Below are 17,570 nucleotides of genomic sequence, written 5' to 3' on the forward strand. Positions count from 1 at the left end.
ATTCGACGTTGATCCGAGAGAGTCGATCGGCGGAACCCTCAGACGTCACCGCTGGCACTGCGCGGATCACCGCATGTGCTGCGTGCGTCTGCACCGCGTCGCCTAGCCACCGGCAGAATGACACGGCAACACGATATTCAGCTTTCGGGAAATGGTGCTGGAGTCACTCTAGAATGCGTTGAGTATATTCCCAATGAAAAAGAGTAGGCGTAAAGACGATTGGCCGGGCCTGCATGGGCCACCATGCTGCGGGAAAGGTAGGGACAAGCGAATTCAGTCGCCTTTGACGTTGACCAGCTGGCGGAGGGTGTGCCGGATCTCGACCAGGTCGGCGGCGTCCGCCATCACCACGTCGATCGGTTTGTACGCCTGCGGGATCTCGTCCAGGAAGGCGTCCGTGTCGCGGAACTCGATGCCCTCCATCGCCTTGCGCAGCTGCTGCCGGGTGAAGGTCCGGCGCGCCCGCGATCGGGAGTAGGCACGGCCCGCCCCGTGCGGTGACGAGTTCAGTGAGTCCGCGTTGCCCTTGCCGGTGACGACGTAGGAGGCGTCTCCCATCGAGCCGGGGATCAGGCCGGGCACGCCGGCGGCCGCGTTGATCGCGCCTTTGCGGGACAGCCACACCTGTTCGCCGAAGTGGGTCTCCCGGGACGTGTAGTTGTGGTGGCACTGCACCCGTTCCGCCTCGTGCACCGGGCCGCCGACGAACTCGGCGAAGCAGGCGATCACCCGGTCCATCATCTCGTCGCGGTTGGCCAGGGCGAAGTCCTGCGCCCAGCGCAGCTCGCGCAGGTACGCGTCGAACTCGTCGGTGCCCTCGGTCAGGTAGGCCAGGTCGCGGTCCGGCAGGGCGATCCGGCGCTGGGACATCAGGTTCTGCGCGACCCTGATGTGGTGGGCGGCGATCTTGTTGCCGATGCCGCGGGAACCGGAGTGCAGGAACAGCCAGATCATGCCGGTCTCGTCGTGGCAGACCTCGATGAAATGGTTGCCGCTGCCGAGCGACCCCAGCTGCAGGGTCCAGTTCTTCGCGTACCGGCCGGGGTCGAAAGCGGCCGCCAGCCGGTCCACCCGGGCCCGCGCCGATGCGGTGAGCCGGGTGTTGTAGCCGCCGGCCGACAGCGGGATCGCCTGTTCGACGGCGACCCGCAGCCGGTTCAGGCCGGCCGGGAGGTCGTCCCGGTGGTACTGGGTGCGCACCGCCGCCATGCCGCAGCCGATGTCCACGCCGACCGCGGCCGGGATGATCGCGCCGAGCGTCGGGATGACCGAGCCGACGGTGGCGCCCTTGCCCAGGTGGGCGTCCGGCATCAGCGCGATGTGCGGGTGGATGAACGGCAACCGCGACGCCTTCTCGGCCTGTTGCAGAGTTTCCGGCTCGATGATGCTTGCCCAGTTGAGAAGACGGTCGTTTACCCGTTGCATCCAGTCAGCGTATTCCGCCGAATCGGAACATCTCCGGCCCCCAGACCATCAGGATGACGACGTGAGCACGCTCGACGAGTACACCGACGACCAGGTCCGCGATCACGCGCGCCACCGCGTCTCCCGGCGCTCGCTGTTGACAGCGGCGATGGCGGGTGCCGGCGGTTACGCGTACGCCCAATATCAGCTGACCGAGAGTGCCTTCGCCGCCGCGGGCGGGATTGCCGGCCCGGCCGGCGTGGTGGTCGCCGGCCGGCACCTGTCGTTCGTGCCCGGCGCCGACGGCGCCTTGAAGCCGGCCATGGCGGTGACCGCCCAGCTGGTCAGCAAGACCGGCAGCCTGCCCGCCAAGCTGAAGGCATATGTCGAGGTCGGCGCCGCTCCCGGGCAGTACGGCACGAAGGTCGAGGCGGAGATCCGGCACCTTCTCGGCCGCTACCCGATCCCGGGCGGCCCGGTCGGCAGCCAGTTCTATCTCAAGGCGCAGATCGCCGGCCTGCGCGCGGACACCGTGCACCACTACCGGGTGCGGCTCTCGGACGGCACCGTGAGCGGTGACGCGCACTTCACCACCGCGCCGGCCCACGACGCCCGGGTGCCCGCGCCGTTCACCTTCACCGCGTTCGCCGACGTCGGGACCAACACCGCGCCGACCGACCCGAAGTACGCCTGGGGGCAGATCCCGAAGCCGGTGGTGGACAACGGCGGCACCTGGCCCGCCGGGGTCTTCGACAACAACTCCTACCTGCCGGACGACCCGGTCGCCGGGCTGCACGGTACCGACAAGCGGCCGGCGCTCACCCAGACCCTGCTGATGGCCACCCAGAAGCCGGTGTTCACGCTGCTGGCCGGCGACATCTGTTACGCCAACCCGTCCGGGCAGGGGCTGCCGGCCGACGACACCACCGCGCTGACCCGGAGCGCGCCGAAGGGCAAGAACCTCTACAACCCGTACGTCTGGGATGTCTTCCTCAACCAGATCGAGCCGCTCGCCGCTTACACGCCGTGGATGTTCGCCACCGGCAACCACGACATGGAGCCGCTCTACGGCACCCACGGTTACGGCGGGCTGGTGGACCGGCTGGACTTCCCGGACAACGGGCCGAAGGGCTGCCCGTCGGTGTACCGGTTCGTCTACGGCAACGTCGGTGTGGTCTCGGTGGACGCCAACGACCTCTCCGCCGAGTTGCAGACGAACACCGGGTATTCCGGCGGCAGCCAGGTCACATGGCTGAAGAGCACACTGAAGCGGTGGCGTACCGGGGACATGGCCGGGCAGGTCGACTTCATCGTGGCGTTCCTGCACCACTGCGCGTACTCGACCACCGACAGCCACGCCTCCGACGGCGGGGTGCGCGACGCCATCGACCCGCTGTTCAGCAAATATCAGGTCGACCTGGTCGTGCAGGGCCACAACCACCTGCTGGAACGCACCGACCCGATCAGGTACGGCCGGCGGACCAGGGCCGCCCCGGACGGCTCGACGATCCACCCGGCCCAGGACGGCGTCACCTATCTCTGCGTCGGCTCCGGCGGCCGGCCCCGGTACCCGTTCCGGCAGGCGCCCAGCCCCAAGGCGCCGCCACCCGAGGGTGTCAAGCCGAAGGGGCCGCAGAAGTTGCCGGCCGGTCAGCGGTACCGCGGTTACCAGCCGCCCGGCGGGAAGAACTCCCGGGAGAACAACACCGAGAACATCGTGAACAGCTATTACTGGTCCACCGCGGACAGCAAGACCAAGACGCTCGGTCACCGCGGTGGCAGCCGGGTGCCGGAGACGATCGACTGGTCGCAGGTACGCTACGACAACTACGCCTTCATCGCGGTCGACGTGCGGCCGGCGGCCAAGGGGGCGCGCACCACGATGGTCGTGCGCAGCCTGGCCGACGCGCTCCCCGGCACCAAACAGCCGTACACGGAGATCGATCGCATCACACTGGAGCGTACGGCGGGTTTGGGAAGGCTCAGCGATGGGTAGGCCTGGCGCGCGCTGATCAACAGGGCGCTCACGGTTCGGGAGGAGTGGCAATGGCGTCGTTCGACTTCACCATCGAGCGCAAGGGCGGCGACACCATGGTCGTCGTCCCCGAGGGCGACCTGGACATCGTGAACGCGGCCGTGCTGCGCAAGGTGCTCCAGGAGGTCCTGGACCGCCGCGACACCGCGCACCTGGAGGTCGACATGAGCTCGGTGACCTTCCTGGACTCGTCCGGCCTCGGCATGCTGGTCGCCGCCAAGCGCGCCGCCGAGGCCCAGGGCGCGACGCTGCGTCTGCGCGAGCCCGGCCCGGTGGTCCGGATGGTCCTCGAGGTGACCAACCTCTATCACGAGTTCGTCGAGAAGGAGATCCCTTCGGCGGAGGCCTCCGGCGCTTCCTGACAGACCTTTTCTGGTACGCCCCACGCGCTCCGTCCTCAGCAAACTCCAGGGCTGGGCGCGGCGTCACGCCCGGCGGCCGACCGCCGGGCGGAGCTGCCCCCGCGAACTCAGGGCCCGAACTCCTCAGCGCCTCCACAGCGGCCGTCGACGATGCTGCCTCCATGACCAGCGTGAGGGAGCGCCCCGCCGCGGTGCTCGTAGCCGTCTCCCGGCCGTGGTTCTGGCCGGTGTCCTGGGTTCCCGCGTACCTCGGCACCGTCCTCGCCGGCCACACCTGGCTGCCCGCCCGCGCCGACCTGCCCCGCGCCGCCGTCGCGTTGCTGGTGCTGGGCCCCCTGGTCTGGGCCGCCGTCCTGGCCCAGAACGACCTGCATGATCTGCCCAGCGACCGCACCAACCCCCGCAAGGCCACCGCCCCGTTGGTGACCGGAGCTGTCTCCGAGGCCCGCCTGCGCGGTGTCTATCGCCTCGCGGCCGCAGCCTGCGTGCTCTTCGCCGTGTTCGTCGGCCCGCTCTTCGTTCTGGGCGTGGCCGGCGTCCTGCTGCTCGGCCGAGCCTACAGCGTCCCGCCGTTGCGCCTGAAGACCCGCCCCGGCTGGGACGTGGCCGTCAACGCCTTCGTCGTCGGCGCGGTGGCACCCGCCGCGGGCTGGGCGATCACCCGGCCCCCGTGGGAGTTTCCCTGGCCGATCGCCGCGATCGGCGTGCTGTTCGCCGCCGCCCTTTACGTCCCCACCACCGTCACCGACCTGGCCGCCGACGACCGCGCCGGCTACACCACGTTCGCCGTCCGCTTCGGCGCCCCGGTCGCGTACCGCCTCGGTGTCGCCCTCTGGACCGCCGCCCTGGCCCTCTGCCTGCTCTGCGCCTGGCTGGACCTGGCCGTGCCCCGCTCCACCGTGGTCCCGCAACTGTGGACGGTCCCGTGGCTGGTCATCGCCTATGCCCTGCTGACCCGCCGCCCCACCATCGGCCGCCTGGCCGTCCTGTCCGTCCTGTTCGCCGTCCCGACCGCCGGCTTCGCCCTCGCGTACATCGGCTGACAGGCCCGGGTCCGCGTCGGCTCGGCACCCACCTGTCAGCGGCGGGCGCGGTTCAGCTCCGCCACGGCCGCCGGGGTCGACAGGCAGCCGGCCAGCAACGCCCTCCCCCGAGCCCGGATCACAGCGCTGTCCGGGTGACTGGGAAGCCACTGCTCCGGTTCGCCCACAGTCACCCCGTATCGGCCCTCTCCCAGGTCCTCCGCGCCCTCCGGCGGGCCACCCAGCCGATCGACGTGCCCGGGCGAGAGCACCTGGAACCACATCGCGTCCGGAACGAGCGCGTCGGCCAGCCACTCCGCGGACGGCCGCGCCGCATCCCACCACCCGGTGGTGAGCAGCCGTTCGGCATCCGCCTCGGCGGTCACCCCCGCCCAGTCGACCCGCCCGGCGAACCGGCGGACCAGGTCCCGCTGCAGCCGCATCCCGGCCGCCCAGCCCGGACCGGCGTGCATCAGTGCCAGTTCCCCCCGCCCGAACCCCTCGACAGCCACCGCCGACACCGCCGAGTCTCGCGCCGGACCCGAGGCGGCGTCGCTGCGGGCCCCGGGCGGCGTCGCGTCAGCCATCAGGATGACCGTGGTCTCCGCCGCCAGCATGGGCGCGAGCGTGTCAGCCAGGGCCCCGGCCGGAACGTCCACCGGCGTCGACAGCACCAGCCCCCGCACCGGCCCCGCACCGAACCACTCCTCGGCCGCCGCGAGCTGCCACCCCTCACCCGCCGGCCCCCGGGCCAACGCGCGCGCCGCTGACCGCAGTGACCGCAGTCCCATGTACCGCGCCATGTCGTTGGGGGGAACACCGATCTCGCCCGCCGTCACGCCGGCCTCGGCCGGCAGCCCTCCCAGGCGGGCCGGCAACCCGTCGCGCACGGAGCCCGGCATCTGACCGACATCGATCGTCAGGGCCGGCCCGTCCGGCAGCGGCACCACCGGCCCGACGTACTTCGGCCCGAGCCAGTCACCCGACGCGTCCACCAGGCTTGGGTCACGCCCGCGCAGCCCGTCCGCGAACGTGTCCACCACGACCCGGACGAGAGCCGGACCGAATGCCGGCGACCGGACCTGCAGGGTCACCGTGGCGTCCGGCACCAGGCCCGCGCTCACCTCCGGCGCGACCGCGACACCCATCAAACACTCTCCCAAGATCCGAAGATGGGGGTACGGCCGCCGGCAGCGGCCGCACCCCGACCGGTCAGCGCCGGCCGCGCGGGAGCTTGGGCCCCTTGCCGCCGTTGGACCACTTGCCCTTCGTCTTCGCCTTTATCTTCGCGCGCGCCGCGTCGTCCACGTTGTCCTCGACGTCGAAGTACACGTGGCCGGCGTCGGCGCCCCAGACCACGACGTCCGCGGTCTCCCGCCGCAGTCCGAGGAACCCGTGGTTGCGGCTCACCTCGAAACCGTCGGCCCAGTCGGTCAGCTCGGTCCCGAGTTCCCAGTTGATGCCCCACTCGTTGCGCCCGTACCCGAGGTAGCCGGCGAGCTGCTCGCTCACCTCACCGACGCGCCTGCCGTTGTCGTAGATCTTGACCTCGTGGATGTCCTTCTCGTCGGTGACCAGGTCGATCCAGTGTGACGTGACCCAGAACCACTCGCCGTTCGGGCGCTGCGTCAGGCCGCGGGCCTTCGGCCCGACCTCCCAGTCGACGTCCTCGTTCAGCCCTTTGTCGAAGAGGTCCCACAACTCCTCGAAGGCGTTGTCCCGTTCCTCGCTCAGGTAGTTGACGGCGAACGCGCGTGCCGCGTACTCCTGCTGATGCTTGTCGTACCAGAGTTTGGACAAGTCTCCTTCCGCGCCGTTCAGCGCCCATTCCACATCGTTGTATCCGCCCCGGGTCTGCAGCGGGACACCCTGGAAGCACTTCATGTGCTTGTCCGGGCTGTTCCCCGCGTCCGGGCAGTCCCAGGCGACCGCGCTGAGCGCGGCGACCAGCGAGTCCAGGAACTGTGCCAGGAACCCGCCGAGCAGACCGATCGCGAACTCCCCGGTCGGGTCGACGTAGTCCTGCGGACTGTTGTTGGCGTACGCGTACGGGGTGACGATGTCGGTCTGCCCGATCCGGGTGGACAGCGGGTCCCGGGTGGTGAAGCGCCCGGTGCCGCTGTCGTAGGCCCGGGCCCGCAGGTACACCTCGGAGCCCTGGGCCAGTTCGCCCCGGTAACCGGAGGCCGGCCGGGTGCCGCTCCGATCGTCCGCCGGGCGGCCGAACGGGTCGTACCCGGACGCCTGCGCCCGCTTCTCGGTGTCCTCGGTGCGCAGCGCGGAGCCGAAGACGTCCTTGGAGAACACCGCGTCACCGCACCGCGAGTCGGCGAGCGCCCGGCCGTACCCGTAGACGAAGTCGGCGTCCGGGGTGCAGGAGGTGGTCGCCGCGGCGTCGTGCCCGCCGCCGCCGGTGACCCGCTGGCTGAGGATCTGCGGCACCTCGTCGGTGACACTCCAGCGGTACGCCGTGGTCGTCGGCCGGGTCTCGGTGCGCTGGCCGTCGTACCGGCTGCTCGCGGTGAGCCTGGTGAGCAGGTTGTCGCCGTCGTAGGTGGAGGTCACCGTCTCGGTCAGCTTGCCCTGGGTGGTGGTGGACACGGCCGGAAGACCGAACCCGTTGTACGCGATGGAGCGGGCCTTCCTGCCGTCCGACTCCCCGGTCTGCCGGCCCGCCGCGTCGTACGCGTAGGTGACCTTGTGCGTGCCGGTCGTCGCCGTGAGCAGCTGGTCGGCGGCGTCGTAGGCGAGCGCAGTGGTCTTGCCGGCCCGGGTGATCGAGGTTCGGTTGCCCACCTCGTCGTACCCGGCGGTCAGCACGTCACCGTCGTCGCCGCGGACCGCGGTCAGCTGGTCGCCGGCGTCGTACCGGTATTCCAGCACGTCGTCCCCGTCCACCTGCGCGGTGATCAGGCCGTCCGAGTCCCGGGTCAGCTTGGTGTCCCGGGTGTGCCGTCCGTCGCGCAGTTCCTCGTACCGGGTCAGCAGATCCCCGGTGTAGCCGTACCTGCGTTCCCATTTGTCCGGCAGTTTCTCGGTGATCAGCCGGCCGTCCGCGTCCAGCGTGTACGCCACCTTCCCGGCCGCCGAGTCGAGCGAGACGAGCTGGTTGTTCGCGTTGTACCGGAAGGTGGTCCGGCCGCCGCCCGGGTACTGCAACGACGTCTGGTTCCCGGCCGGGTCGTACGCCATGACCAGTCTGCCGCCGTCCGGCCCGGTGGAGCTGAGCAGCCGGCCCGCGGCGTCGTACGCGTACGAGGTGGTGCCGGTCGCGTCGGTCATCGCGGTCCGCCGGCGCGCCCCGTCGTAGGCGTACGTGACGGTGGCGCCGTCGGTGCCGATCTTCCGAGTGACGTCGCCGATGGCGTTGTACTCCCAGCGGGAGGTCCCGCCGGTCGGTTCGGTCACCGCGGACAGCCGCCCGGCCGCGTCGTACTCCCGCTTCGTGACCCGGCCCAGCGGGTCGGTGAAGGACCGCTCGCGTCCGTTGGCGTCCCGGCCGAACGTCCGCTCGGCGCCCTTCGCGTCGGTCAGCTTGATCAGCCGGCCGCCGCCGTCGTAGGTGTACTTCGTCGTGCCACCGTTGGCGTCGATGGTGGTGACCAGCTGCCCGGCCGCGTCGTACTTCAGCTTGTGCACCGCGCCGTCCGGCCCGACCTGGGCGATCTGTTCGCCGCGATCGGAGAACCGGAACTTGTGGACGCCGCCGCGCGGGTCGGTGATCTGGGTGACGTGCCCGTCGGCGTCGTACTTGTACCTGGTCACCAGGCCGGCCGGGGTGGTCTCGGAGATCCGCCGGCCGTCCGCGTCGTACGCGTACTTCACCACGCCGCCGAGCGGGTCGATGATCCGCGTCTGCCGGCCGGCGGCGTCGTAGCGATATTGGACCTTGTTGCCCTTCGGGTCGATCACCGCTGCCAGCCGGCCGGCGGTGTCGTACTCGTACCGGGTGACCGCGCCGGTCGGGTCGGTCTCGGTGGCGGTCCGGCCCATCACGTCGTACGTGGTGCGCCACACCGCTCCGGTCGGGTCGGTCTTCGAGATCTGCCGGTCCGCGGCGTCGAACTCGTACCGGGTGACCCGGCCCATCGCATCGGTCGTGCTGGTCACGTTCCCCCGGGCGTCGTGCCCGGTGACCGCGGTACCGGCCGGCTCGGCGACCTCGGTCACCCGGCCGTCGGCGTCGTACGTGTACCGGGTGACGGTTCCGTCCGGGTAGGTCACCGTGTTGCGCCGGCCGACCGTGTCGTACCCGAAGGTGGACACCCCGCCGGCTGCGTCGGTCACGGTGGCCGTCCGGCCGTCGTGGTCGTGGGTGTAGCGGGTGCGCCGGTCCAGCGGGTCGAGGGTGGCGGTCAGCCGGCCCTCGCCGTTGTACTCGTTGCGGCGCACCGCGCCGATCGGGTCGGTGGTGCTCTGCAGCAGTCCGGCGGCCGAGTACCCGAACTTCGTGGTGGCACCGGACGGCTCGACCCGCTCGGTGATCCGGCCGGCCGGGTCCAGCGTGTCCCGCGCGGTCCGGCCGAGCGGGGTCACGGTGCCGGTGCGCCGGCCCGCACTGTCGTACTCGTACCTGGTGACGCCGTCCAGCGGGTCGGTGACCGCGGACAGCCGGCGGCCCTCGTCGTACGCGTAGGTGGTCTTCGCCCCGGCCGGATCGACGCTCTCGGTGATCAGCCCGTCCACCACGGTCGCCCGGGTCACCGAGCCGTCCGGCGCGGTGATCTCGGACGGGACCCGGCTGACGCTGGAGTACGCCATCCGCAGCACACCCTGGCCCGGTTCGGTGACCGCGACCAGGCGGTCCTGCGCGTCGTACCCGAACGTGCTGACGGCGCCGCCGAACTCGGACCGGACCACGTTGCCGTGGCCGTCGTAACTGACCGCGGACTGCCGCCCGCCGGGCGTGGTGACCGCGGTCAGCCGGCCGTTGGCGTCGAACGTCTGCACCGCCGCGTTGCCGGCCGGGTCGGTCAACCGGATCAGCCGGCCGGCCGCGTCGTGCTGATAGGTGGTGACGGCCCGGTTGCTGACGGCGGTCGCGGTGGTGGTGCCCGCGTCCAGGTCGTAGGCGAGCACGAGTCCGCCGGAGGTCAGATCCTGCCGGGTCACCCGCCCCGTCGTCGTAGGTGTTGGTGAGCAGCCGCCGGCCCTCGGCGTCCGTCAGCTCGCGGAGCCGGCCGTCGGAGTCGAAGGCGTAGCCGGAGGCCGCGCCGTCCGTGGCCGTCACAGTGGCCAGCGTGTCGTCCGCGGCGTATCCGTAACCGACCGTCCGGCCGTCGCCGGCGGCCACCTTCGTCAAGCGGCCGTCCGGGTCGTGGGTGAGGGTCAGCGAGTAGCCGGCCGAGTGTTCGACCTTGCTCAACCGGGCGTCCGCGTCCCGCGTCACGGTGAGCTGCTGGCCCTCGCGGGTGCGCCGCGTCAGCAGCCCCGCGGCGGCGAAGTAGCTGCGCTCGTCCGAGGCGTTCGACCGCAGCACGAACAGGCCCGCGCCGTCGCGGGTGAGCTGCGCCTCCAGATCCGGCGGGGTACGGAAACCGCCCGCACCGTCCGGGACGAAGGTGAGCACCCGCCCGTCCTCGTCCCGCAACGCCACCGAGCCGTTCTCCGCCTCGGTCACGTGCGCGTTGTACGACGTGGTCCAGCCCGCGCCGAGCGGGCTGTCCACGGTGTCCAGCGAGTTGTAGGTGCGGCGGAAGGTGAGCGGCCCGGCGGTCAGGTCGGTCCAGCCGCGGGTGAAGTTGCCGGTGGCGGTGTTCACGCCGGACCCGGCGGATCCGTAACCGGCGCGGCTGCCGAACAGCTCGGCGGCCGGCCGGGTGACGATCGGTGCCGCCCAGGCCGGTGCCGGAGCACCACTGGCGACGAGTGCGAGAGCCGTTATGGCCACAATGGACAGTCGTAATCTCAAGGCAACCGTCTCCCCCGTGTTTCGGTTGCGCACGCCCGGATGACGCACAGGCGGAGAGACGAACTTCGATGATCCGGCCCCCGCCACGGGCGAGCCAATAGACACATGTCCATGCGGCGCAGGCCCGTGATCCGGCAAACGGCCGGTCCGGGCGGTTCGCGCGCGGAATTGCCCGAACGGCCCTCCCGCACTGCCGGATCATCCGAGCTCGCGGGAGGCGGGACCGCCGTTCGGTCCCGCCTCCCGGGCGTCAGCCGGCTTCCACCGGCAGCCACAGGTCGGTGGTGGCGGTGCTGAAGTCGTCGGCGCGGTCGATCACCGCGACGATCGACGGGCCCGGGCGCAGCCGCCACCGGTTGGACGGGAACCACTCGGTGGCGGTGGCCGCCCAGGTCCGCTGCAGCGCGGCGGGGTACTCCCCTGAGCTGCGGAAGACCGCCCATGCGCCGGCCGGGACCTCGACGGCGTCCAGGCCGTCCGGCGGCGCGGTGTCGCCCGTGACGGCGACCCCGTGCAGGTAGGTCAGCATGGTGCCCTCCGCGGCGTCCTGGCCCTCGAGGTCGTCACTGACCGCGAGGATCCCGGCCGGCTCGGTGTTGCTCAGCTCCTTGAGCCGGACGTGCTCCTCCGCCGGGATCGAGGCGACGTGCTGCTGGATGTGCGGGTTGACGCCGGCGTGGATGAGCGGGACGCGGGTGGCGTGCCCGACGAGGCGGAACGCGGGGCGGTCGACGATGCGGGTGTCCATGGGGGTGCCCCCTTCGACGGTCAGGCGGAACCTGAGCTGTGGTTGTGACCGGAGAGGGCCTCCGTCCCGGCGGACCTCACCGGGGCCGGCGCCGTGCACCGCACGGAACGCCCGGCCGAACGCCTCGGTCGAGCCGTACCCGTGCCGTACCGCGATGGTGAGCAGATCGACCTGCCCGTGGACGACGTCCGCCGCCGCGACCGTCATCCGGCGCCGCCGCACATACTCCGAGAGCGGCATGCCGGCCAGCGACGAGAACATCCGCCGCAGGTGGTACTCGGTGGTGCCGAGCCCACGGGCCAGACCGTCGAGGTCGATCACCTCGGTGAGGTGCTGCTCGACGTGGTCGACCAGCCGGTTGAGATCCGAGATCATGAAGGCCTCCTTCCGGGTTCCACTCTCGTTCGCGGCGCCCGACCGGCGCCCGACCGCAGCGAACCGAACGGATCGGTCAGGCCGCCTCCAGGGCCTCCCGGATCGCCGGCAGGCTTGCGTGTGAAGTCCGGTGCGGAGCGCGCCCGAACTTCACACACTGCCGCACCCGGCGCGGGCGGGTCAGGCCTTGATGACGCGTACGCCGGCCTGCTCGATCGCGGCGACCTCGTCGGCGGCGGCGCCGGAGTCGGTGACCACGACGTCGATCGCCTCGATCGGGCAGATCCGGGCGAACGCCCGCCGCCCCAGCTTGGAGCTGTCCGCGACCACGATGACCCGGGCCGCGCTGTCCACCAGCAGGCGGTTGATGTCGGCCTCGCCCTCGTGGTGGCAGGTGGCGCCGTGCCCGGTGTCCAGCCCGCTGACCCCGATGATCGCCGCGTCGATGCTGATCCGGCCGAAGATCCCGGTCGCCAGCGGGCCGATCAGCTCGAACGACTGGGTCCGGGCCACGCCGCCGGTGGACACCACTTTGACCTGCGGGCGGACCACCAGCTCGTTGGCGATGTTCAGCGCGTTGGTGACGATGGTGAACGCCGGCGCACCCGGCTCGCCGTCGAGGTCGGCCTGGGTGGCCAGGGCGCGGGCCACCTCGGTGGTGGTGGTGCCACCGTTGAGCCCGACCGTGGCGCCGGGCTCGATCAAAGCGGCCGCGGCGGCCGCGATGCGCTGCTTCTCCACCGCATTGCGGGCCGTCTTGTATCGCAGCGGGAGCTCGTAGGCGACGGTGTGGGCGACCACGCCGCCCCGGGTGCGGGTGACCATCTGCTGCTGGGCCAGCTCGTCGAAGTCGCGCCGGACGGTGGCCGCGGAGACGTCGAGCTCCCGCGCGGCGTCCTCGATACTCAGCCGTTTCCGGTCGGACAGCAGCTCCAGGAGCGTGGTCCACCGCTCGTGCTTGTTCACGCCGCCAGCATCTCATGATCTCTCGCCACGGCTGCAAATCGATGATTTAATCTGCAACGTCGAGCGGCTTTCGTTGCTACATATTGCAGGAGGCCATCATGGGGTCCTTTACCGACATCGAGATCGCCAGTCAGCCCGAGTGCTGGCGGCGAGCCGTCGCCGGCACTCCGGGCACGTTGCCCCGGCCCGGCGAACGGGTGGCCGTCACCGGCTGCGGCACGTCGTGGTTCATCGCGCAGTCGTACGCGTCGCTGCGCGAGTCCGCCGGTCACGGCCTGACCGACGCGTTCCCGGCGTCGGAGTTCCCGGCCGGGCGCGACTACGACCGGGTGCTGGCGCTGACCCGGTCCGGCACCACCACCGAGGTTCTCGACCTGCTGGCGGCCCTGCGCGGCCGGATGCCGACGGTCGCGATCACCGCCGATCCCGTCAGCCCGGTGGTCCGCGCCGCCGACGACGTCGTCGTGCTGGGCTTCGCCGACGAGCGCTCGGTGGTGCAGACCCGCTTCGCCACCACCCAGCTGATGCTGCTCCGCGCCCACCTGGGCCTGGACACCGCGGCGGCGCTCGCCGACGTGGAGCGGGCGCTGACGCAGCCGGTCACCCCCGCCGAGCAGTTCACGTTCCTGGGGCGCGGCTGGACCTACGGGCTGGCCCAGGAGGCGGCGCTGAAGATGCGCGAGGCGGCCGGCGCGTGGACCGAGGCCTATCCGGCGATGGAGTACCGGCACGGCCCGATCAGCATCGCCGCGCCGGGCCGGGTGGTGTGGTCGTTCGGCCCGCCGCCGGACGGCCTGGCCGAGCAGGTGGCCGCCACCGGGGCGACATTGGTCACCTCCGGCCTCGATCCGCTGGCCGATCTGGTGCGGGTGCAGCGCCTCGCGGTCGTGATGGCCCGCCGGCGGGGCCTGGACCCGGACCAGCCGCGCCACCTGGCCCGCTCGGTCATCCTCGGATGATCCTCACCGTCACCCTGAACGCCGCCCTCGACATCACCTACGGCCTGGCCGCGATGGCGATGGGCGACACGAACCGGGTCGCCGAGGTGCACGAACGCCCCGGCGGCAAGGGTCTCAACGTGGCGCGGGTGCTGCACGCGCTCGGCGAGCCGGTGCTCGCCTGTGGCCTGCTCGGCGGGCGCACCGGCGAGGTGATCGGGGACCGGCTGGCGCACCTCGGCATCGACGTGGCGTTCACCCCGATCGCGGCCGAGTCGCGCCGGACCGTGGCGCTGGCCGAGCCCGGCCGCACCACGCTGCTCAACGAGCCGGGCCCGGCGGTGTCCGAGGACGAGTGGCGGGCCTTCGAGGCCGGCTTCCGCCGACTGCTGGCGACCGCGCGGGCCGAGGTGGTGGTGCTCTCCGGGAGCCTGCCGCCGGGCGTGCCGGTCGACGCCTACCGGACCCTGGCGGCAGCCTGCCGGGACGCCGGGGCCGGCGCGATCCTGGACGCCGACGGCGAGGCGCTGCGACACGGCCTGGCCGGTCGGCCGGCCATCGTCAAACCCAACGCCGGCGAGCTGGTCCGGCTGGGGATGACCATCGCGGAGGTACGACGGACGAGCACCGCCGCCGTCGTCGTGTCCCGTGGCCGCGACGGCCTGCTGGCGCTGACCCCGGACGGCGACTGGACCGCCGTCCCGCCGGGGATGCGCGGCAACCCCACCGGCGCCGGTGACGCCCTGGCGGCGGCGCTGGCGCGCGGGCTGGCCCATGGCTGGCCCTGGCCGGAGCTGCTCCGGCACGGCGCCGCTCTCTCCGCCGCCGCGGTCCAGGCGGACGTCGCCGGCGCTTTCGAGCCGGACACCTATCGCGCGCTGCTCCCCCGGATCCATCTGCAACCCTGGAGAGAAAACCGCCATGCCCTTGGTGAACATCGCTGACATCGTCACGCCCGCCGCCGCCGACGCCCGCCCGGTCGGCGCCTTCAACGTCGTCCAGCTGGAGCATGCGGAAGCCATCGTCGCCGGCGCGGAGCAGGCCCGGAGGCCGGTCGTGCTGCAGATCAGCGAGAACTGCGCCCGCTATCACGGTGCGCTGGCCCCGATCGGCGCGGCGACGCTGGCGGTGGCGCGGGCGGCCGCGGTGCCGGTGGCGGTGCACCTGGACCACGCCACCAGCGCGGAGCTGGTCCGGGAGGCAGTCGCGCTGGGTTTCGGCTCGGTGATGTACGACGCCTCCGCGCTCGGCCACGATGCCAACGTCACCGCCACCCGTGACGTGACCGGGTGGTGCCACCGGCACGACGTGTGGGTGGAGGCCGAGCTCGGCGAGATCGGCGGCAAGGACGGTGTGCACGCGCCGGGCGTGCGCACGCGGCCGGCGGAGGCGGCGGAGTACGTGCGGGAGACCGGCGTGGACGCGCTGGCCGTGGCGGTCGGCAGCTCGCACGCCATGCTGACCCGCGACGCGGTTCTCGACCTCGACCTGATCGCCGAGATCCACGCCGTGGTGCCGGTGCCGCTGGTGCTGCACGGCTCCTCCGGCGTCCCGGACGCCACGCTGACCGCCGCCGCCCGGCGCGGGATGACGAAGATCAACCTGGCGACCCACCTGAACAAGGTGTTCACCTCGGCGATCCGGGATCATCTGACCCGCGAGCGGCACACCGCCGACCCGCGCAAGTACGGCGCGAGCGGGCGGACCGCCCTGAGTCAGGAGGTCACCCGGCTGCTCACCGAGGTGCTCATCTGAGCACGTCGCGGAGCCGCTCGGCGGCGCTCTCCGCGGTGATGTCGCGCTGCGTCTGGCCGAGCAGCTCGAAGCCCACCATGAACTTGCGGACCGTCGCCGAGCGCAGCAGCGGCGGATAGAAGTGCGCGTGCAGGTGCAGCTCCGGGCACGCCTCGCCGTCGGTGGGACGCTGGTGGAAGCCCATCGAGTACGGGAACTCGACGCCGAACAGCCGGTCGTACCCGGCGGTCAGGTCGTGCAGGATCGCGGCCAGCCCGTCCCGGGCCGCGCCGTCGAGGTCGGGCAGCGCGCCGGCGTGGCGCCGGGGCAGGACGAGCGTCTCGAACGGCCAGACAGCCCAGTACGGGACCAGGGCCACGTACTCCTCGTTCTGGCAGACGATCCGTTCGCCGGCGCGCAGCTCGACGGCCAGGTAATCGCAGAGCAGGCAGACGCCGTACCCCCGCTGCCTTTCGATCTCCTTGGCCGGCTCGCCGGGGACGTGTTCGGTGGCCCAGATCTGGCCGTGCGGGTGCGGGTTGCTGGCGCCCATCATCGCGCCGCGGTTCTCGAAGATCTGCACGTGCCGCACCCACGGGATGTCGCCGAGGTCGGTGGTCTGGGCGGCCCAGGTGTCCACCACCCGCCGGATGCCCGGGACGTCCATCCGGGCCAGCGTCAGGTCGTGCCGGGGGTCGAAGCAGATCACCCGGCAGACGCCGCGTTCGGGCTCGGCGCGCAGCAGGCCCTCGTCGCCGGCCGTGAAGTCGGACGCGGGCAGCAGCGCGGCGAAGTCGTTGTCGAACACGAACGTCGACGGATAGTCGGGCGTCACCGCTCCGGCCGCCCGGGTGTTGCCCGGGCACAGGTAGCAGTCCGGGTCGTACGCCGGCCGGGTCACCGCGGCCGTCTCCTCCACCTGGCCCTGCCACGGTCGCGCGGTGCGGTGCGGCGAGACCAGCAACCACTCACCGGTGAGCTGGTTGAACCGCCGATGTGGTCCGTTCACGTCTCCTGCCTTTCCTCGGGCAGCCCCAGTAAACGCCGGGCGTTCGCCGCGTAGACCCGGGCGAGCACGCCGGGCGGCAGCTCGATCGCCGAGATGTCCCAGCGGCCCTGCGGTGGCACCGGGCTGTCCGGGGCGTAGGGGAAGCACTCGTCCCCGGTCTCCAGGAAACGCCAGTAGACCTCGTACGCGGACCGGGTTGCCGGAAACGCGTCGGAACCGAAGAGCACCCGGTCCGGGTGGGCGAGGATCAGCCGGCGGGTGGCCCGCGGCCGCCGGCCCAGCTCGGCCAGCCGGCCGCCGAGGTCGATGTGGAAGTTGGGGTACCGGCCGAGCATGCCGTCCACCCATTCCAGGTCCTCGGCCGCGCAGCCGGCGTGGGCGCCGATGAACGTGGTGCCCGGAGCGCCGGCCACCACGTTCTCCAGGGCCTGCATCAGGCGGTCGAAGGTGGGATGGCCGGCAGCGCCGAACCACCAGCCCGGGTTCTGGGCCAGTTCCTCGAGACGCTCGTTGCGGGCGTCGAGCGGGGCGAAGAAGGCGATCGGGTCGGCGGTGTGGATCAGGACCGGGAGGCCCAGCTCGCCGGCGGCCGCGAACACGTCCCGCAGCCGCGGGTCGTCGGGCAGCACCCGGGCGCCGTCGGCGTCGGTGACGCCGAGGCCGAGATCCTTCCAAACCTTGACGCCGCGGGCGCCGGCGTCCCGGGCGCGGTGCAGACCGGCGATCAGCTCGGCCGTGGGGGCGGAGCGGTGCAGCGCGGACCAGTCCAGGTGACAGAAGGTCACGAACCGGCCCGGGTACGCCTGGTCGTACCGGGCGAGGTTGGCGTCGAGCTCGGCGCCCCACCGGCCGTCGAGGTTGACCACCGTCCGCACCCCGACCTCGTCCATCAGGCCGAGCAGTGCCGGGACGTCGGGGATCAGCCAGTCGCCGTCGCCGAGCCACCGGCCGAGGTGGTTGTGCACGTCGACGGCCGGGACCGACGCGCGCGGCACGTGGGTCAGCGGCCGGCGGACGGCGGCGACGGGCGTGAAGTCCCGCAGCCGCAGGTTCTCCAGATCCATGT

Annotated in this window: 13 protein-coding genes and 1 pseudogene; 6 read left to right on the top strand and 8 right to left on the bottom strand. The window is 71.9% G+C overall.

Annotated features, from left to right (window positions below):
* Positions 1-273 precede the first annotated feature (273 nt).
* Entirely contained in the window at positions 274-1,425 is a 1,152-nt protein-coding gene (locus AC0NH5_RS13965; RefSeq protein ID WP_474403528.1) for an RtcB family protein, read from the bottom strand.
* A gap of 61 nt (positions 1,426-1,486) precedes the next feature.
* Between AC0NH5_RS13965 and AC0NH5_RS13970 the strand changes: the two genes are divergently transcribed.
* The 3 genes from AC0NH5_RS13970 to AC0NH5_RS13980 all read left to right on the top strand — a co-directional run bounded on the left by AC0NH5_RS13970 (position 1,487) and on the right by AC0NH5_RS13980 (position 4,844).
* Positions 1,487-3,400, top strand: a complete 1,914-nt coding sequence (locus AC0NH5_RS13970; protein WP_474403530.1) for a purple acid phosphatase family protein — start codon at positions 1,487-1,489, stop codon at positions 3,398-3,400.
* 50 nt (positions 3,401-3,450) lie between these two features.
* Positions 3,451-3,801: an STAS domain-containing protein gene (locus tag AC0NH5_RS13975; RefSeq protein ID WP_474403532.1), complete on the top strand. Its 351-nt coding sequence runs from the start codon at positions 3,451-3,453 to the stop codon at positions 3,799-3,801.
* A 161-nt stretch (positions 3,802-3,962) separates the two neighbouring features.
* Positions 3,963-4,844, top strand: coding sequence for a UbiA prenyltransferase family protein (locus AC0NH5_RS13980; RefSeq protein ID WP_474403534.1), 882 nt, complete (start codon positions 3,963-3,965; stop codon positions 4,842-4,844).
* A 35-nt stretch (positions 4,845-4,879) separates the two neighbouring features.
* Here AC0NH5_RS13980 and AC0NH5_RS13985 read toward each other — a convergent pair whose 3' ends face one another.
* The 5 genes and pseudogenes from AC0NH5_RS13985 to AC0NH5_RS14005 form a co-directional block, all read right to left on the bottom strand.
* Positions 4,880-5,971 carry a hypothetical protein gene (locus AC0NH5_RS13985; RefSeq protein WP_474403536.1) on the bottom strand — a complete coding sequence of 364 codons (1,092 nt, stop codon included), beginning with the start codon at positions 5,969-5,971 and terminating at the stop codon, positions 4,880-4,882.
* 64 nt (positions 5,972-6,035) lie between these two features.
* The gene (locus tag AC0NH5_RS13990) at positions 6,036-9,935 is read right to left on the bottom strand and encodes an RHS repeat-associated core domain-containing protein (protein WP_474403538.1); all 3,900 of its coding nucleotides are present in this window, start codon (positions 9,933-9,935) and stop codon (positions 6,036-6,038) included.
* A 505-nt stretch (positions 9,936-10,440) separates the two neighbouring features.
* Positions 10,441-10,839, bottom strand: a pseudogene (locus tag AC0NH5_RS13995) (DUF6531 domain-containing protein); the annotation flags it as partial.
* A gap of 145 nt (positions 10,840-10,984) precedes the next feature.
* Complete coding sequence (locus AC0NH5_RS14000; RefSeq protein WP_474403540.1) at positions 10,985-11,857, bottom strand: AraC family transcriptional regulator; 873 nt, start codon at positions 11,855-11,857, stop codon at positions 10,985-10,987.
* A gap of 180 nt (positions 11,858-12,037) precedes the next feature.
* Entirely contained in the window at positions 12,038-12,823 is a 786-nt protein-coding gene (locus AC0NH5_RS14005) for a DeoR/GlpR family DNA-binding transcription regulator (RefSeq protein ID WP_474403542.1), read from the bottom strand.
* A 98-nt stretch (positions 12,824-12,921) separates the two neighbouring features.
* Here AC0NH5_RS14005 and AC0NH5_RS14010 point away from each other — a divergent pair, with 98 nt between their 5' ends.
* From AC0NH5_RS14010 to AC0NH5_RS14020, 3 genes are read left to right on the top strand one after another with little or no spacing between them, the layout of a single operon-like run.
* Positions 12,922-13,782, top strand: a complete 861-nt coding sequence (locus tag AC0NH5_RS14010; protein WP_474403544.1) for an SIS domain-containing protein — start codon at positions 12,922-12,924, stop codon at positions 13,780-13,782.
* Positions 13,779-14,705, top strand: coding sequence for a 1-phosphofructokinase family hexose kinase (locus AC0NH5_RS14015; RefSeq protein WP_474403546.1), 927 nt, complete (start codon positions 13,779-13,781; stop codon positions 14,703-14,705). The genes AC0NH5_RS14010 and AC0NH5_RS14015 overlap by 4 nt, the downstream gene beginning before the upstream one ends.
* Positions 14,683-15,516, top strand: coding sequence for a class II fructose-bisphosphate aldolase (locus tag AC0NH5_RS14020; RefSeq protein ID WP_474403548.1), 834 nt, complete (start codon positions 14,683-14,685; stop codon positions 15,514-15,516). Before AC0NH5_RS14015 ends, AC0NH5_RS14020 begins: the two co-directional genes overlap by 23 nt.
* On the opposite strand, the gene AC0NH5_RS14025 is transcribed toward AC0NH5_RS14020, so the two are convergent.
* Together AC0NH5_RS14025 and AC0NH5_RS14030 are read right to left on the bottom strand one after the other, a co-directional pair.
* Positions 15,509-16,504 (bottom strand): UDP-glucose--hexose-1-phosphate uridylyltransferase, encoded by a 996-nt coding sequence (locus AC0NH5_RS14025; RefSeq protein ID WP_474403550.1) that lies wholly within the window; start codon positions 16,502-16,504, stop codon positions 15,509-15,511. The two genes, AC0NH5_RS14020 and AC0NH5_RS14025, sit on opposite strands and share 8 nt — an antisense overlap.
* Complete coding sequence (locus tag AC0NH5_RS14030; RefSeq protein WP_474403552.1) at positions 16,501-17,568, bottom strand: amidohydrolase family protein; 1,068 nt, start codon at positions 17,566-17,568, stop codon at positions 16,501-16,503. Before AC0NH5_RS14030 ends, AC0NH5_RS14025 begins: the two co-directional genes overlap by 4 nt.
* Between the last annotated feature and the right edge of the window lie 2 nt (positions 17,569-17,570).

The organism is Actinoplanes sp. 13 (assembly GCF_056134165.1).

Coding starts and splice junctions, on each gene's coding strand:
- AC0NH5_RS13965 (WP_474403528.1), bottom strand. CDS start 1,425: ATGCAACGGGTAAACGACCGTCTTCTCAACTGGGCAAGCATCATCGAG.
- AC0NH5_RS13975 (WP_474403532.1), top strand. CDS start 3,451: ATGGCGTCGTTCGACTTCACCATCGAGCGCAAGGGCGGCGACACCATG.
- AC0NH5_RS13980 (WP_474403534.1), top strand. CDS start 3,963: ATGACCAGCGTGAGGGAGCGCCCCGCCGCGGTGCTCGTAGCCGTCTCC.
- AC0NH5_RS13985 (WP_474403536.1), bottom strand. CDS start 5,971: ATGGGTGTCGCGGTCGCGCCGGAGGTGAGCGCGGGCCTGGTGCCGGAC.
- AC0NH5_RS14000 (WP_474403540.1), bottom strand. CDS start 11,857: ATGATCTCGGATCTCAACCGGCTGGTCGACCACGTCGAGCAGCACCTC.
- AC0NH5_RS14010 (WP_474403544.1), top strand. CDS start 12,922: ATGGGGTCCTTTACCGACATCGAGATCGCCAGTCAGCCCGAGTGCTGG.
- AC0NH5_RS14015 (WP_474403546.1), top strand. CDS start 13,779: ATGATCCTCACCGTCACCCTGAACGCCGCCCTCGACATCACCTACGGC.
- AC0NH5_RS14020 (WP_474403548.1), top strand. CDS start 14,683: ATGCCCTTGGTGAACATCGCTGACATCGTCACGCCCGCCGCCGCCGAC.
- AC0NH5_RS14030 (WP_474403552.1), bottom strand. CDS start 17,568: ATGGATCTGGAGAACCTGCGGCTGCGGGACTTCACGCCCGTCGCCGCC.